The sequence below is a fragment of the Bradyrhizobium sp. i1.15.2 genome (assembly GCF_040548425.1).
Taxonomy (GTDB): Bacteria; Pseudomonadota; Alphaproteobacteria; order Rhizobiales; family Xanthobacteraceae; genus Bradyrhizobium; species Bradyrhizobium canariense.
In genome coordinates, this window is sequence record NZ_JBEPRQ010000001.1 from 462,900 (window position 1) to 477,708 (window position 14,809).

The 14,809-nt window shown below is 66.3% G+C and carries 16 protein-coding genes and 1 tRNA gene; 7 read left to right on the forward strand and 10 right to left on the reverse strand.

The genetic code is table 11. The features are described 5' to 3' along the window. Positions 1-5 precede the first annotated feature (5 nt). From ABIB80_RS02240 to ABIB80_RS02260, 5 genes are all read right to left on the reverse strand, one after another. Positions 6-1,088, reverse strand: a complete 1,083-nt coding sequence (locus tag ABIB80_RS02240; protein WP_354127001.1) for an ABC transporter permease — start codon at positions 1,086-1,088, stop codon at positions 6-8. After that, positions 1,088-1,846, reverse strand: a complete 759-nt coding sequence (locus ABIB80_RS02245; RefSeq protein ID WP_354127002.1) for an ATP-binding cassette domain-containing protein — start codon at positions 1,844-1,846, stop codon at positions 1,088-1,090. Before ABIB80_RS02245 ends, ABIB80_RS02240 begins: the two co-directional genes overlap by 1 nt. Positions 1,847-1,858: 12 nt before the next feature. Further along, the gene (xylA, locus tag ABIB80_RS02250) at positions 1,859-3,181 is read right to left on the reverse strand and encodes a xylose isomerase (protein WP_354127003.1); all 1,323 of its coding nucleotides are present in this window, start codon (positions 3,179-3,181) and stop codon (positions 1,859-1,861) included. Continuing rightward, positions 3,182-4,636, reverse strand: a complete 1,455-nt coding sequence (gene xylB, locus ABIB80_RS02255; protein ID WP_354127004.1) for a xylulokinase — start codon at positions 4,634-4,636, stop codon at positions 3,182-3,184. A gap of 83 nt (positions 4,637-4,719) precedes the next feature. Continuing rightward, positions 4,720-5,778 (reverse strand): LacI family DNA-binding transcriptional regulator, encoded by a 1,059-nt coding sequence (locus ABIB80_RS02260; RefSeq protein ID WP_219679087.1) that lies wholly within the window; start codon positions 5,776-5,778, stop codon positions 4,720-4,722. A 112-nt stretch (positions 5,779-5,890) separates the two neighbouring features. On the opposite strand from ABIB80_RS02260, the gene ABIB80_RS02265 reads away from it, so the two are divergent. Further along, a complete protein-coding gene (locus tag ABIB80_RS02265; RefSeq protein WP_007597837.1) occupies positions 5,891-6,418 on the forward strand; it encodes a DUF1003 domain-containing protein in 528 nt (175 codons plus the stop codon). A gap of 1 nt (position 6,419) precedes the next feature. Here the strand turns inward: ABIB80_RS02265 and ABIB80_RS02270 are convergent, their stop codons facing one another. Together ABIB80_RS02270 and ABIB80_RS02275 are read right to left on the reverse strand one after the other, a co-directional pair. Continuing rightward, complete coding sequence (locus ABIB80_RS02270; protein WP_007597839.1) at positions 6,420-6,887, reverse strand: GNAT family N-acetyltransferase; 468 nt, start codon at positions 6,885-6,887, stop codon at positions 6,420-6,422. A gap of 10 nt (positions 6,888-6,897) precedes the next feature. Next, a complete protein-coding gene (locus tag ABIB80_RS02275) occupies positions 6,898-7,479 on the reverse strand; it encodes a helix-turn-helix domain-containing protein (RefSeq protein ID WP_354127005.1) in 582 nt (193 codons plus the stop codon). A 168-nt stretch (positions 7,480-7,647) separates the two neighbouring features. Between ABIB80_RS02275 and ABIB80_RS02280 the strand changes: the two genes are divergently transcribed. Further along, positions 7,648-8,640, forward strand: a complete 993-nt coding sequence (locus ABIB80_RS02280; protein WP_007597843.1) for an alpha/beta fold hydrolase — start codon at positions 7,648-7,650, stop codon at positions 8,638-8,640. A 4-nt stretch (positions 8,641-8,644) separates the two neighbouring features. Here the strand turns inward: ABIB80_RS02280 and ABIB80_RS02285 are convergent. Next, positions 8,645-8,718 (reverse strand) — tRNA-Gly (locus ABIB80_RS02285). A 171-nt stretch (positions 8,719-8,889) separates the two neighbouring features. Here ABIB80_RS02285 and ABIB80_RS02290 point away from each other — a divergent pair. The 5 genes from ABIB80_RS02290 (at position 8,890) to ABIB80_RS02310 (ending at position 11,908) form a co-directional block, all read left to right on the forward strand. Continuing rightward, entirely contained in the window at positions 8,890-9,468 is a 579-nt protein-coding gene (locus ABIB80_RS02290) for a methylated-DNA--[protein]-cysteine S-methyltransferase (RefSeq protein ID WP_354127006.1), read from the forward strand. Between the two features lie 9 nt (positions 9,469-9,477). Next, the gene (locus ABIB80_RS02295; RefSeq protein ID WP_007597845.1) at positions 9,478-10,317 is read left to right on the forward strand and encodes a helix-turn-helix transcriptional regulator; all 840 of its coding nucleotides are present in this window, start codon (positions 9,478-9,480) and stop codon (positions 10,315-10,317) included. A gap of 56 nt (positions 10,318-10,373) precedes the next feature. After that, positions 10,374-10,733 (forward strand): VOC family protein, encoded by a 360-nt coding sequence (locus ABIB80_RS02300; RefSeq protein WP_007597847.1) that lies wholly within the window; start codon positions 10,374-10,376, stop codon positions 10,731-10,733. A 190-nt stretch (positions 10,734-10,923) separates the two neighbouring features. After that, positions 10,924-11,325, forward strand: a complete 402-nt coding sequence (locus ABIB80_RS02305; RefSeq protein ID WP_354127007.1) for an SRPBCC family protein — start codon at positions 10,924-10,926, stop codon at positions 11,323-11,325. 100 nt (positions 11,326-11,425) lie between these two features. Beyond that, on the forward strand, positions 11,426-11,908 hold the full coding sequence (locus ABIB80_RS02310; protein ID WP_007597850.1) for a hypothetical protein: 483 nt from the start codon (positions 11,426-11,428) through the stop codon (positions 11,906-11,908). On the opposite strand, the gene ABIB80_RS02315 is transcribed toward ABIB80_RS02310, so the two are convergent. Together ABIB80_RS02315 and ABIB80_RS02320 are read right to left on the reverse strand one after the other, a co-directional pair. Beyond that, the gene (locus tag ABIB80_RS02315) at positions 11,905-13,350 is read right to left on the reverse strand and encodes an MATE family efflux transporter (RefSeq protein WP_354127008.1); all 1,446 of its coding nucleotides are present in this window, start codon (positions 13,348-13,350) and stop codon (positions 11,905-11,907) included. The genes ABIB80_RS02310 and ABIB80_RS02315 overlap by 4 nt on opposite strands. A 321-nt stretch (positions 13,351-13,671) precedes the next feature. Next, positions 13,672-14,724 carry a hypothetical protein gene (locus ABIB80_RS02320; protein WP_354127009.1) on the reverse strand — a complete coding sequence of 351 codons (1,053 nt, stop codon included), beginning with the start codon at positions 14,722-14,724 and terminating at the stop codon, positions 13,672-13,674. Positions 14,725-14,809 lie beyond the last annotated feature (85 nt).

Below are 14,809 nucleotides of genomic sequence, written 5' to 3' on the forward strand. Positions count from 1 at the left end.
TCGTTTCAGATCATCCGCGAGCGGATGCGGTCGACCAATACGGCCAGGATGATGATCACGCCCACCAGCGTCTGCTGCCAGTAGGAGCTGACCTGGGCGAGCACGAGGCCGTTGCGGATCACCTCGAGCAGCACGCAGCCGACGATGGCGCCGAGTGGACCGCCGATCCCGCCGGCGAGATTGGCACCGCCGATGACGGCCGCAGCGATCACGTTGAGCTCGTAGGACGTCGCCATGTTGGCCGGCGCCGACCCGAGCCAGCCGGAGATGATGATGCCCTGGAGGCCAGCGGCGAGCGCGCAGATCACATAGACCTCGATCTTCACCCGCACGACCGGGATGCCGGTGAGTTCGGCCGCCTTCTCGTTGCCGCCGAGCGCGAACACGTGACGGCCGAACGAGCTGTGGTGCAGCACCACGGCCATCGCCAGCGCGAGGACGATCAGATAAATGAACGGCACGGGCACGCCGAGCACGTCGCCCGAGGTGAGCGCGTAGAAATAATCGGCATCCGGCCCACCTGGAAAGCTGCCGCGTCCGTTGGAGACGACATAGCCGAGCCCGCGCACGATCGAGAGCATGCCGAGCGTGGTGACGAACGGCGACAGGCCGAGCACCGCGATACAGAAGCCGTTGACGAGGCCGGCGAGCAGCGCGACGCCGAGGCCGGCGAGAAGCGAGACCACCAGGATCAGGCCGGGGACATTGGCGAGCACGGTCTTGCCGTCGGCCGCCATGTGCACGAACAGGGAGCCTGCCGGCGAGCCGGGCGCCGACAGCTCGGTCATCACCATCGAGGTGACCATGGCGGAGAAGCACATCATCGAGCCCACCGACAGATCGATGCCGCCGGTGATGATTACGAAGGTGACGCCGAGCGTCGCAATGGCGATGAAGGAGAAATTCTTCGCCACGTTCTGCATGTTGCCTTCGGTGAAGAAGTACGGGCTGGCGAAATGCATGACCACCAGCAGCACGGCGAGTGCGAGCAGGACATAGCCGGTCTGGGACGCGAAGATGCCGCGCTGCCACCATCTGATCTTGCCGATGTTCGAAAAGGTGATCGGGGATTCCAAGGGCATGGCCATCACGCCGCCTCCTTCGCGCCGGTGATCAGGGCGGTGACCTCCTCGGGAGAGGTCTGGTGGATGGGCTTGTCGGCCCGCTTTTCGCCGCGGCGCATGACGATGACGCGATCGCACACCGCGAACACGTCGGGCATGCGATGCGAGATCAGCATCACGGCAACGCCCTGCTCCTTCAGCCGGTGGATCAGGCCGAGCACCTGCTCGACCTGGCGGACCGAGATCGCGGCCGTGGGCTCGTCCATCATGACCAGCTTCGCGTTGGAGAGCCGCGTCCGCGCGATCGCAACCGCCTGGCGCTGACCGCCCGACATCTGCTTGACGAGATCGTCGGGGCGCGTCTCCGAGCGCAGCTCGCCGAACAGCTCCAACGCACGCGCAGCCATCGCTTTGTGGTCGAGCAACGCGAACGGCCCTATCCTGCGCTTCAGCTCGCGGCCGAGAAAGACGTTGGCTGCCGCCGTGAGATTGTCGGCGAGCGCAAGGTCCTGATAGACCACCTCGATGCCGACGCCGCGGGCATCGATGGGCCGGTTGAAATGAACCGCGCTGCCGGCGAAGCGGATTTCGCCGTGGCTGGGGCGGAAATTGCCGGCGATGATCTTGACCAGCGTCGACTTGCCCGCGCCGTTGTCGCCCATCAGGCCGACGACCTCGCCGGGAAGGACCTGCATGTCGACATCATGCAGCGCGCGGATCGCGCCGAACTCCTTGCCGATGCCGGTCAGCTCGAGGACCGGTGTTGCTTGTGCATTTGTCATCAGCGGCCTTCCTCAGACGTAGCGGTTGACGAGGGATTCAAGATATTCCTGCCGGCCCGAGCGCGGCTGTGGGTCAAAGCCCGGGCCGTGCGCGCGGTCGGCAAGTTCGGCGAGCGAGCGCTGGCCGCCGAGAATGGCGCGGCCCTCGGGCCCGGCCCATCCCTCGTAGCGTTTCGCGAGCGGCGCAGTGAGCACGCCGGAATCCAGCATGTCCGCGGCGGCGAGCAACGCCCGCGCGCAGGCGTCCATCGAACCGACATGGGCATGGATCAGATCGTCGGGATCGATCGACTGGCGGCGGATCTTGGCGTCGAAATTGAGCCCGCCGGAGCTGAAGCCGCCGCGGCTCAGGAGCTCGTGGAACACCAGGGCAAGCTCGGGCACGTTCATCGCGAACTGGTCGGTGTCCCAGCCGAGCAGATCGTCGCCGCGGTTGATGTCGAGCGAGCCGAACACACCCAGCGCCTCCGCGAGCGCGACCTCGTGATGGAAGGAGTGGCCGGCGAGGATGGCGTGGTTCTGCTCGATGTTGAGCTTGACGTCCTTCAGCAGGTCGTAACGCGCGAGGAAGCCGTAGCAGGTGGCGACGTCGAAATCATATTGATGCTTGGTCGGCTCCTTCGGCTTCGGCTCGATCAGGATTGGTCCCTTGAAGCCGATCTTGTGCTTGTGCTCGACGACCAGCGAGACGAAGCGGCCGAGCTGGTCGAGCTCGCGCTTGAGATCGGTGTTGAGCAGCGTCTCGTAACCCTCGCGCCCGCCCCACAGCACGTAGTTCTCGCCGCCGAGACGGTGCGTCACCTCCAGCGCGGCGCGGACCTGGCCGGCGGCATAGGTGAAGATCTCGGGGTCCGGATTGGTGGCCGCGCCCGCCATGTAGCGGCGATGCGTGAACAAATTGGCGGTGCCCCAGAGCAGGCGCACTTTGCTCGAGGCCATCTTCGCTTCGAACAGATCGGCGATGGCATTGAGGTTGGCGACGGATTCGCCAAGCGAGTTACCTTCCGGCGCCGCATCGACGTCGTGGAAGGTGAAGAAGGGCACGTCGAGCAGACGAAACAGTTCGAAGGCGACGTCAGCCTTGGCGCGCGCCTGCGCCATCGCATCGGCGCCGTGATGCCAGGGTCGCAGGAACGTCTCGCCGCCAAAGGGATCGCCGCCGGGCCAGCACAACGAATGCCAATAGCAGACCGCAAAGCGCAGATGGTCCTCCATCCTGCGGCCATGGACGAGGCGGTCCTTATCGTACCAGCGGAAGGCAGGCGCGTTTCCCGCATCCCCGCCGGCGAAGGCGACAGGTACGCTTGTATCGAAGAATTTCGCTGACGCAGTCACTTAGGCACACTCCTTCAACGCGGGATAAAGTTCGCGCCAGCGGCGATAGGCCTCGTCATAGGCCGCAGCCACGGATGCGCGAGGCGTAAAGCTCGCGAGCCGGCGCGGACGGGTGCAAACCGCAGCCGCGTCTTCGCCGGTGGCGGCGAGCCGTCCGAGCCTGGCGGCGCCGAGCGCCGCCCCGACCTCGCCCTCCTCGACGCGGTGGACGGGAATGCCGAGCACATCTGCGCAGATCTGCGCCCACAGCGGCGAGCGCGAGCCGCCGCCGACGAGATCGACCTCGGCAAGCGGTCCGCCGGCCGCGCTCAGCGCCGCCAGATTGTCGCGCGCGGCGAAGGCGACGCCTTCGAGCACGGCCTGAACGATCTGGGAGCGCCCGGTCGCACCGCGCAGGCCGACAAAGGCACCGCTGGCGGCGGCATCGTTGTGCGGCGTGCGCTCGCCGTCGAGATAGGGCAGGAATTTGACCGGACTCGGTCCATCGACGCGCTCGCCGAGCGGCGCCAGCAGCGCTGCGGCCGGAACCTCCATCACGCCGGCGAGCCAGGCCAGCGAAGCCGCAGCCGACAGCATCACGCCCATCTGATGCCAGCGGCCGGGCAGCGCGTGACAGAACGCATGGACCGCCGAGGCCGGCGCCGGCGCGAACCGATCAGTGACGCGGAACACCACGCCGGATGTGCCAAGCGACAGGAAGGCATCGCCCGGCGCGATGGCGCCGAGCCCGATCGCGCTCGCGGCATTGTCGCCGGCGCCGCCGGCGACCACGACATTCTTTGCCATGCCCCAGCGTTGGGCGTAATCCGGCGCGAGCGTCGCGCTGACCTCGCTGCCCTCGACCAGGCGCGGCATGTGGTGGAGATCGAGCCCGGTGGCATGCAGCAGCAGCGCCGACCAGCGGCGCAGACCGACGTCGAGCCACAGCGTGCCGGCCGCGTCCGACATGTCCTCGATCATCTCGCCGGTCAGTCGATAGCGCACATAGGCCTTCGGCAGCAGCACCTTTGCGACGCGCGCGAAGATTTTTGGCTCATGCCTGGCGACCCAGAGCAGCTTCGGCGCGGTGAAGCCGGGCATGGCCAGATTACCGGCGATGGTGTGCAACGAGGGGCAGCGCCGCTCCAGCGCGACGCATTCGGCGTGCGAGCGGCCGTCGTTCCAGAGGATCGCGGGACGCAGCGGCCGTCCGTCCTCGTCCAGCAGCGTCGCGCCATGCATCTGGCCGGATAGCCCGATGCCGCGCATCCGCGCGACCTCGCGCGGATGGCGGGCGGCAAGATCGTCGACCGCGCCGACCGCCGCATCGACCCAGCCATCGGGATCCTGCTCGGACCACAGCGGCGCGGGATGCGACAGCGCGAGCTCTCGCGCCGCCGTCGCGACAACCGCGCCGGCTTCGCTGACGAGCACCGCTTTCACACCTGATGTGCCGATGTCGATTCCGAGAAACACGCCGTCCTCCCTTTCGCCTGTTGCGGTGCGCGAACTCAAGGTCGCCTTATCCGCAACGGGGTCGTTTTGAATTCCACCTGCCGTTAAGGCAGATTGTCTCGCATCACGATGTCGATCCTGATCTTCTCCTGTTCGCGCAAGATCGGCTCGCCACGGGCGAGCGCGAGCAGCACGCGCACGGCGGCGCGCGCTTCGTGTCCGGGGTTCTGCGAGATCGCGGCATGCATCACGCCCTGCAGCAGCAGCCGGCGCGTCAGCGCGGTGAGGTCGTGTCCGACGAACACCACCTGCCTGTCGCGGCCGGCATCGCTCAAGGCCTTCTCATTCAACGCGTTGGCGACGCCTTGCGTGCCGGCGCCGACATTATAAAGACCCACAATATCGGTATGCCTGCCCAGCAGCCGCGCCAACAATTGTTCCGAACGCGCGTCCTCGTCGCGTCCTTCGAGCACCGGCAGCACGCTGAGGCCGGGGAATTCCGACGCCATCACCTGGTTGAAGCCAAAAATGCGCTCGGCATGGTCGCGCAGGCCCTGCGAGCCCGCGACGATCGCGACCTTGCCGGACTTTTGTCCGACCAGCCGCCCGACCAGCGCGCCGGCGGTGCGCCCCGCGGCAATATTGTCGATACCGACATAATGGTGCCGGCGCGACGACGGCACGTCCGAGACCAGCGTCACGACCTTGGCGCCGGCATCGACGAGATCGTCGATGGCGGCGCGGACGCCGGGATGGTCCAGCGCGACCACGGCGATGCCGTCGTAATCATCCGAGAGCCCTTCAAGGGAAGCGGCGAGCACGGACGGATCGAAGACGTCGGTCGCGACCGTCTCGACGCCGAGGCGGCGGGACGACAGCCAGCCCGACATCTCGCCGAGATAGTCCTGGATCTGCTGCATGAACGGGTTCGGCCCCGACGGCATCACGAAGGCGAAACGGCGGGCGCGGCCGCGGGCGAGCTCGGCGGCGGCCACGTGCGGCTGGAACGAATTGCGCTCGATCGCCTCCTTGACGCGCCGGACCGTATCCGGCCGCACGCCCGGACGATTGTGCAGGACGCGGTCCACCGTCGCGAGGCTGACGCCGGCCTGGCGGGCGATGTCCTTCAGCGTCAGCGCAGTCGTGGTGAGCGTCTCGGCCATGGCTGAAGGCTAGCAGAGGTGTTTTGAGGTACGCAACTCATTTTGAGGGGCGGCGAGCATTTTCGCTCGGCTGAGCCCAGGAACAGCTTTTCCCGTCCGCCGTTGCTGCCCCGTGCATAACGATATCACCCATGATCCCGGTGAGGGATTGAGCCCGACGCTCGAGCGCAACATCCAGGCCCTGGTCGAGCGCCGCCGCCGCGAGCAGCGCGGTGCCAGGGGTCAGGAAAAACTTGCCGATGCGATCACGGCGTTCACCGGCAGCATGGCGTTCGTCTATCTCCATGTCGCGGTGTTCGGCTTCTGGATCATCGCCAATCTGCACTGGCTGCCGGGAATCCCGGCCTGGGACGAGAGCTTCGTGGTGCTGGCGATGATTGCTTCGGTCGAGGCGATCTTCCTGTCGACATTCGTGCTGATCTCGCAGAACCGCATGAGCGCAGCAGCGGACAAGCGCGCCGATCTCGATCTCCAGATCAGCCTTCTCGCCGAGCACGAATTGACCAAGGTTGCCCGCCTGCTCACGCAGATCGCCGAGCGGCTCGACGTCCAGCCCGATTCGAAGCGCGATCTGGAGGAGGCAAGCCGGGACATCGCCCCCGAGCGCGTGCTCGACAGGATCGAGGAGACGCGCTCCTGAGCTATCGGCTCGCCGACAGATCCAGGGTCAGGAACAGGCTGTTGGGATCCTCGACATAGCCCTGGAACGGGCCGCAGAGGACAAAGCCATGCGCCTGGTAGAGCGCGTGCGCCGGCTTGAAATAGTCCCAGGAGCCGGTTTCGAGGCTGAGCCGCGCCATGCCGCGCGCGCGGGCTTCCGTGATGATGTGGCGGAGCATCTCACCGCCAAAGCCGCGCCGCCGCGTGGTCTGGAGCGTGTGCATCGACTTCACCTCGCCATGCGCTCCCGACAGCGACTTCAGCGCACCGGTGGCGACCAGCGTGTCGCCGTCCCAGCCGGTCCAGAACGCGACTTCCGGGGCACGAAGCCCGGCGAGATCAAGCGCATGCGCACTGCCCGGCGCGGTCTGTGCTCGCGCCGCCGCAACGTGATGGTCGAGCAGCGCGATGACGCGCGGATCAAAGGTGTCGCCGGTGCGGATCTGCATCGTCAGGGCCTCACATCTTGCCGTAGGACGCGCCGCGGCGCGTGATGATGACGTAGCGCGCGTCCTGTCTGGTCTCGTTCTCGAAGATCACCGCGCGCATCACGTCGAAGTCGAGACAGTCGCCTTCGCGCAGGCGAACCGCCTTGGCGTCGATGTGCACGGCGATCGCGCCCTCCAGCATCAGCAGCTGCTGGGTGAAGGCGTTGCGCCCCCAGGGGCTGTACGGCACCCGCGCGCCGGCCGGCAAATCGACGACGATAACCTCGATGCCGCTCGCCGCGTCCGCCGGCGAGGCGTGGCGGCGGCGATAGCCGCTGTCGGGATCGCGCCAGTGCGGTTGGTCGGCGAGCCGCACCAGCCGCTCCGGCGGCTTTTCGGCCAACGCCACCACGTCGCTCAAGGACACATCGAGCGCCGCGCAGAGCTTGTTGAGCAGCGACGCCGTCGCACTGCTCTGCGCCCGCTCCACCCGCCCGATCATGGCCCGGCTGACGCCGGACCGCGCCGCCAGCTCGTTCAGCGTCATGCCGGCTTGCGTCCGCACCGTCTTCAATCGGCGACCGATCGCGCGGTCGAGCTTTTGCTGGTCCATGATCTCTGATCCAAACGTTGCCCGTCGCAGGGACCGCGTCCGCCGGACGAGAAGATTAGGCCGGAGCAGCGGCGTATGCCGGGATCGACGGGCTAATATATTGGAATCTTTGCGCGCGGGGCAGCAACGTTTAGGATGGGCGCAATCACATGCAGCGGGAGGTGTGGCATGAACGGACCGACGCAACGGATCATCAAGGCCAACGGCATCAGCCTCAACGTCGCCGAACAGGGCGAAGGGCCGCTGGTGCTACTCTGCCACGGCTTTCCGGAAGGTTGGTATTCCTGGCGTCACCAACTCGCGGCGCTGGCCGCGGCCGGCTACCACGCTGTCGCGCCCGACATGCGCGGCTACGGCAAGAGCGACAAGCCCGAGGCGATCGACCAGTATACGATCCTCCACATGGTCGGCGACCTCGTCGGCGTGCTCGACGCTTTCGAGGCGAAGGACGCCGTCATCGTCGGGCACGACTGGGGCGCGACGATCGCCTGGCACACGGCGCGCCTGCGGCCCGATCGCTTCCGCGCCGCCGCCATTCTCAGCGTGCCCTATCGACCGCGCGGTCCGGTGCCGCCGACGAGTGTAATGCCACAGACGTCGGACGCGCAGTTCTATCAACTGTATTTCCAGGAGCCGGGTGTCGCCGAAGCGGAATTCGAAAGGGATCCGCGCGCAACGCTCGGCGCCATGCTCTATGGCGGTTCCGGCGAAGGCGCGGCGGTGATCCGCGCCAATGCCGAGCGTCAAGGGCGGACCGCCGGTGTCGGCATGGTCTCTCGCAAGGACGGCTTGCTACCGAAAATGCAGGTGCCGCTGCCGCCGTGGCTGAGTAGCGCGGACCTCGACTATTACGGTGCCGAATTTGCCCACAGTGGGTTTCGCGGACCGCTCAATTACTATCGCAACATCGATCGCAACTGGGAGCTGATGGGCGCCTTCGAGGGCGTCAAGGTGGTCGTGCCCTCGCTCTTCATCGCCGGCGACCACGACATGGTCATGGCCTTCCCCGGCGCCGCCGAGCACGTTGCCAACATGAAGCAATGGGTGCAGCAACTGCGCGGGATCAAGATGCTATCTGGGTGCGGACACTGGACGCAGCAGGAACGGCCGGCGGAGGTGAATGCGGCGATCGTGGAATTTCTGCGGAGCCTGCCGAACTAAAGGATGGAGCGGGCGAAGGGAATCGAACCCTCGTATGCAGCTTGGGAAGCTGCCGTTCTACCATTGAACTACGCCCGCGGATGCGCAGCCTGCGCCCGCTCTGATTAGCCGAGACGGCGCATCTCGCCAAGCGCTTTGGCGCAGGCCGCCTGACCCTTCTTAAGTTTCCGGTAAGATTTTGGGTGCGCCGGATTGTGGCGGTGTTATGATCGCCTGTCTGGGGAGACGTGCACTGAGTGGGGCGTGTGCATGGTGGGGCGTGGCTACGCGATATTCGACACGACCATAGGGCGCTGCGGCATCATCTGGAGCAGCACCGGGGTCGTCGCCGTGCAATTGCCGGAGGCGCGGGAGATCGACACCCGCCGCCGGATTTTCCAGGTCCATCCCGAGGCGCGCGAGCAGCGGCCTTCCGCGAACGCCGCGTTCGCAATCGATGGCATCGTGGGCTTGCTGCAAGGCAGCGATGCTGATTTTTCCGAGGTCAGCCTGGACGCGAGCGGGGTGCCCGGCTTCAACCGGCGGGTCTATGAAGCCGCCTGCGCCATTCCGCGCGGGGAGACGCGCACCTATCACGAGATCGCCAAGGCGCTCGGCGCCTCCGGCGCCGCGCATTCGGTAGCCCAGGCGATCGCGAAAAATCCCTACATGCTGATCGTGCCCTGCCACCGGGTGCTGGAGGCCGGCAATTACACCGACCGGCTCTCGCCCTATGGCGGGGTGATCTCCAAGCGGCGGCTGCTGTCGCTGGAGGGCGCCCATCCGATCGCCAGCAAGACGCTGTTCGACGTGCTGCTGCCCGTTGCCTCGCCGAGGCCCTCCACCTAGATAGGCGGGATGGATGCAACCACGCTGCTGACGACCCCCTCGATGACCGTCTCCGAGTTTCGCTGCGACGCGGGACCGGACGACAGCCCGTTTGCGGAGTGTCGCACCGGCCATTCCATTGCCTATGTCCGCGCCGGAAGCTTTGGCTGTCATTGCCGCGCCGGCTTCTTCGATCTGGTCGCGGGCTCGATGCTGGTCGGGGCGCCGGGCGAGGAATACACCTGCACGCATGAGCATGTCGCCGGCGACGTCTGCCTGTCCTTTTTCCTCGGCGAGGATCTGGTCGACGCGCTCGGCGGCCGGCGAGACGTCTGGCAGGTCGGCGCAACGCCGCCGCTGCCCGAGCTGATGGTGCTGGGCGAGCTCGCCCAGACGGCGGCAGATGGCAACAGCGACCTCGGTCTCGACGAGGTCGGCCAGATCCTCGCCGGCCGTTTCGTCGATGTCGTCTCGGGCAAGGCGCGCAAGCCGACGACGCCGACCGCGCGCGACCGCCGCCGTGCCGTGGAAGCCGCGCTGTGGATCGACGCCAATTCGCATGCCGAAGTCGACCTCGAACAGGCGGCGCGGCAGGCAGGGCTCAGCCCGTTCCATTTCCTGCGGCTGTTCTCGGCCGTGCTCGGCGTCACCCCGCATCAATATCTAGTGCGCTCGCGCCTGCGGCATGCGGCGCGGCTGCTGACCGACGACGACATCGCAGTTACCGACATCGCCTATGACGTCGGCTTCGGCGATCTCTCCAACTTCGTCCGCACCTTCCACCGCGCCGCCGGCGTCTCGCCGACCAAGTTCCGTCAGGCCTCGAAGGGAGAGCGCAAGATTCTCCAAGAGCAACTCATCCTCAACTGACTAGGTTCGTCTCCGGCGCGCGCCGATTGCGGCGCGCTTTGGCAATGGAGACGACCATGTACGACCATATCGGATTGCGCGTTGCCGACCTCGACGCCGCAACGCGCTTCTACACCGCAGTGCTGGCGCCGCTCGGTTATGTCCTGTGCTCAAGCGGCGACGGTTATGCCGGCTTCGGACCGCAGGGCGCGCCGGCGCTGTGGCTGCACCTGAACAAGGGGCGGAAAGCCGATGGCGCGCATATCGCGTTTCGCGCTGGGGATCATGATTCGGTCAAGGCATTCCATAGCGAGGGCCTGAAGAGCGGCGGTCGCGACAATGGCGGCGCCGGCCCGCGCAAGGATTACAGCCCGACTTACTACGCGGCGTTTTTGATCGATCCCGATGGCAACAATGTCGAGGCGGTTTGCACGTGAGTACGGCAGGCCTCACCACACACATTGTCATGCCCCGGCTTGACCGGGGCATCCAGTACGCCGCAGCTTCTCGATTCATCACAGCGGCCTCTGGAATACTGGATCGCCCGATCAAGTCGGGCGATGACAGCTGAGATGACGGCGCTATCGCTCGCTTCTCTACATCACAGGATTCAACCAGGATTCAACAATGGCCTCCATCCACAACGACATTCCCCTCAACGCCCCGGCGCGCGACGTCTGGGATGCGGTGCGTGATTTCGGCGCGCTGCATCGGCGGCTGGCGCCGGGCTTCGTCACGGCCTGCGCGCTCGACGGCGACGCGCGCGTCGTCACCTTCGCCAATGGATCGGTGGCGCGCGAGGTGCTGGTCGATTGCGACGATGCGCGGCAGCGGCTGGTCTACGCGATCAACAACGAGCGGCTGAAGCATTACAGCGCCTCGGTGCAGGTGATCGCCGAGGGCGAGGCGAGAAGCCGCCTGGTCTGGATCATCGACATGCTGCCGAATGAGCTCGCGCCCTATGTGCAGGGACAGACCAAGGACGCTGTCGCCGCCATACACCGAGCGTTTCCAGCGGCGGCTGCGTGATATTTCTCACAGAGCCCCGCCCTTGTCCGCCGTAACCATGGCGGCGTGCGCCCGGTTGGCTCCGCTCTCCCGGCGGCGCCACGCACGCGAGGAGCAGGCCATGAGAGGTGCGGACAAGGTGATCTGCCAGGCGGCCGCCGTGCTGCTGATGTTTTCGATTTCGAGCGCGCCGGCAAAGGCGCAATTCCTCGGCGGCGGCGGTGCCGGCGGCGAGGACATGATGACCCAGATGGCGCCGATGCTGGAGATGATGAAGGCCAAGATGGGCAAGCGCCGCTTCGGCATGATGATGCAGACCATGGGCCCAATGATGAGCCGCATGATGGAGAATGGCGGCGGCGGAATTGGCGGCCTCGGCGGCGGCAATCTCGGCGGCGGTTTCGGGGCGCCCAATTACGGCGGCTACGCACCGATGGGCGGAGGCGGATATATGCTGACTGGAATGAGCGGCATGGGCGGCGGCGATATCATGGGCATGCTCGGCGGCGCCGGTGGCGGCGACATGATGGCGATGATTCCGCAACTGATGCGGCTCGCCAATGTCGGCGGCGGTGGCGGCCATCGCCGCCACAGGCATCGCTAGTCCGCAGCGGCCGACAGAGCCGGCCTGATCGCAGGTTTGGTTTGGCGCGGTCCCCAGCGCGTCAGCACCACGCTGGAGGACGAGAGCAGGCCGAGCACGACCATCGAGCTCGCCGCCAGCCAGAAGAAGCTTTGCGCGGTGGCATCGTGCGTCGACAGCCACCAGCCGACCGCCGAGATGTAGATCAGCCGCGCGGTCTGCGCCAGCACCGGGCCGATTACCTTGGCAGCGCCCTGCGACGAGAAATACATCGTCGAGGCAAGGCCGATGAAGGCGTAGAACGGCGCCACCGTCGACAAATATTGATGGCTGGTGGCGCGCACGGTCGCGCTGTCGGTGAAGATGTTGACCCAGAGATCGGGGAAGATCGCGACCAGGCAAGCCGGTGCACCGACGGCGACGAAGGCGCTCGCGGCCGCGATCCAGGCGATGCGCCGCGCGCGGGCGATGCGACCGGCGCCGACCGCCATGCCGATCATCGGCACCGAGGCGATGCCGAACGAGAACGCGATCGAGGTCAGCAGGAATTCCAGCCGCGCACCGATGCCGTAGCCGGCGAGGATCGCGGTGCCGAATTTCGCAAGCATGTGGGTGAAGATCGAGATCGTCAGCACCGATTGCAGCGGCGAGAAGCAGGCGATGGCGCCGACCTTCAGGATGTCGAAAAACATCGCCCATTGGATCCGAAGTCCGCGCAGTTTCGGCGTCACGCGGGCGCGGCCGGAGAACAGGTACCAGCCCATCACGCCGATGTTCATGCAATAGGCAATCAGCGCGCCGGCGGCGACGCCGCGCATGCCGAATTGCGGCACCGGACCGAGCCCGAGGCCGAGCGTGCCGCCAAGCACGATCTGCCAGGCCGCAGAATTGAGGATCAACAGCGACGGCAGCTTCATGTTGCCGGTGCCGCGGAGGACCCCGGCCATGGTGTTGAGTAGCCAGGGCAGCACGGCGCCGCCGAAAAACACCTGGGTGTAGGCGATCGCATGCGTCAGCACGTCGCCGCGGCCACCGAGCATTTCCAGAACGCGCGGTCCGAAGATCAGCATGCCCAGCATGAAGACGAGGCCGAAGCTGATTCCGATCAGCAGCGCGTGCGCGGCGAGCGTCCCGGCACGCTCGCGATCGCCGGCGCCGAGCGCGCGCGCGATGGCGGAGGCCACCGCGCCGCCCATCGCACCGCCCGACATGGTCATGGTCAGGATCACTGTCGGAAACACCAGCGCCATCGCGGCCAGCGCTTCCACACCAAGACGTCCGATATAGGAGGTCTCCGCAATCACCGTGCAAGTGCCGGCTGAGAGCGCGACGACGTTGGGCCAGGCCAGTCCGAGCAGCGTGCGCAGGATCGGCCCGTCCATCAGCGCGCTCCTCACAGGGCGCGGGGGCGGCGGCAGCGGACGCTCTTGTTCATCGACCGGGATTTCGGCGATGTCTGACATGTCCTCTCCGGGCGAAAGCGCCATTTGCGGCGCGGCAATGCTTGGGTGTACCAATGAATTGGTTCGCGCGCAGGGCGCAACGACAGGCTTGTTAGCACGATGCGCAGCGATTCCTCCTGCGCTAGGTGCAGGCGTGCCCTGCGGCAGCGCATTTCAGCCCGTGGAATTGCGGCTCTCAGTCTCCGTGGGGCCATCCTTCGAGACGCCCGCGTCGCGGGCTCCTCAGGATGAGGTCTTGTTTCGCGGTGACATGTCGGACCCTCATGGTGAGGAGCCCGCGAAGCTGGCGTCTCGAACCACGAGGCCAACGCCCGCGCGGCATTACCCAATCGTCCAGAGCAATGGCGGACGGCCGCGCGATGTCGGGGACAGGTGCACTCCGATGTGCCGCCCGCATCCGGCCGCGAGCCCTTCGAACAACCCCGCCAGCACCTTGGTGCAGGCAGGGTGGTCATCGGCGACGCCGTCCATCAACTTCCAGCTCTGCTGACGGATTTCGAACATGCCTTCGGATTGCGTCGTCTCAGCCACATCGTCCTGCGCGACCAACAGCGCGTTGAGGAACGTCGCGAATTCGCTCGCACCGCCGCGGCCCATCGACAGCGCCGCAGCGACCTCATCGAAATATTGCATCCCGATCAGCTTGCCCGTGAGGTGCAGGAGATAGCCGGCATCCTCTGGACCGAACAGCTGCACCATCACGGGCGCGGCTGTGCGCACATATTCCATCGCATAGTTGCGATAGGCTTTTTCCAGTCGCGGTCTTGGCCAGCTTGCGACTGGCAACGCCGGAGCCGCGGCGGCATCGAACAGCGGCGCTTCGAGATGTCGCGCGAACACGAGGCGCTGGTCGAGTTCGAGGGGCTGGTCATATTGATAATAGTAGCCTTCGAGCCCATCCTGGCCGTCGACGCTCTGCTTGGTGCAGACGAACCCTAATCTGGTATCGCCGAGCGCCACACCGTTGTTGGCGTGCCAGCCGCGCAGCATCGCGCGCGAGACTTCGCCCGGCACGCCGCAGATGGCGGTGCCCTTCCAGATCCAGCGCGGCGGCGGATAGCGGATCCAGGCTTTGCGATCACTCTCATACATGTATTCGACGTGCACGCCGCCGATCCAGTTGGAGAGGTAGTGATATTGCGCGGCCGCCACGGCGGGCGGCAGATGGGTCAACCCGAGCTTCTCCAGCCCCGGCAGAAAGCGCTCCTGCTGCTGGCGGCGGAACACGCGAAAGACGAACTCCGCAGCATCCGCCGTGCCGCGACGCGTGACCACGGTGAGGATCAGACCGGTGAAATAGGCGTGATAGAGATCGGCAACCGCGCGCCAGCGTTTCCATTGAGCTTCCTGCGCGGGGTCTGATGCGGCGGTCATGTTCGCTCCCGATCGTTGTTTTGATCGAGTGTGTCACTGCATCTGGTGACGGACAAGCTGAGCCGCACGCAGGGCGCCCTGCACG

Bases quoted from the DNA above. Each gene is read 5' to 3' on its own strand.
- ABIB80_RS02240 (WP_354127001.1), bottom strand. From the start codon at position 1,088: ATGGCCATGCCCTTGGAATCCCCGATCACCTTTTCGAACATCGGCAAG.
- ABIB80_RS02245 (WP_354127002.1), bottom strand. From the start codon at position 1,846: ATGACAAATGCACAAGCAACACCGGTCCTCGAGCTGACCGGCATCGGC.
- ABIB80_RS02260 (WP_219679087.1), bottom strand. From the start codon at position 5,778: ATGGCCGAGACGCTCACCACGACTGCGCTGACGCTGAAGGACATCGCC.
- ABIB80_RS02270 (WP_007597839.1), bottom strand. From the start codon at position 6,887: ATGCAGATCCGCACCGGCGACACCTTTGATCCGCGCGTCATCGCGCTG.
- ABIB80_RS02275 (WP_354127005.1), bottom strand. From the start codon at position 7,479: ATGGACCAGCAAAAGCTCGACCGCGCGATCGGTCGCCGATTGAAGACG.
- ABIB80_RS02280 (WP_007597843.1), top strand. From the start codon at position 7,648: ATGAACGGACCGACGCAACGGATCATCAAGGCCAACGGCATCAGCCTC.
- ABIB80_RS02290 (WP_354127006.1), top strand. From the start codon at position 8,890: ATGGTGGGGCGTGGCTACGCGATATTCGACACGACCATAGGGCGCTGC.
- ABIB80_RS02295 (WP_007597845.1), top strand. From the start codon at position 9,478: ATGGATGCAACCACGCTGCTGACGACCCCCTCGATGACCGTCTCCGAG.
- ABIB80_RS02300 (WP_007597847.1), top strand. From the start codon at position 10,374: ATGTACGACCATATCGGATTGCGCGTTGCCGACCTCGACGCCGCAACG.
- ABIB80_RS02305 (WP_354127007.1), top strand. From the start codon at position 10,924: ATGGCCTCCATCCACAACGACATTCCCCTCAACGCCCCGGCGCGCGAC.
- ABIB80_RS02310 (WP_007597850.1), top strand. From the start codon at position 11,426: ATGAGAGGTGCGGACAAGGTGATCTGCCAGGCGGCCGCCGTGCTGCTG.
- ABIB80_RS02315 (WP_354127008.1), bottom strand. From the start codon at position 13,350: ATGTCAGACATCGCCGAAATCCCGGTCGATGAACAAGAGCGTCCGCTG.
- ABIB80_RS02320 (WP_354127009.1), bottom strand. From the start codon at position 14,724: ATGACCGCCGCATCAGACCCCGCGCAGGAAGCTCAATGGAAACGCTGG.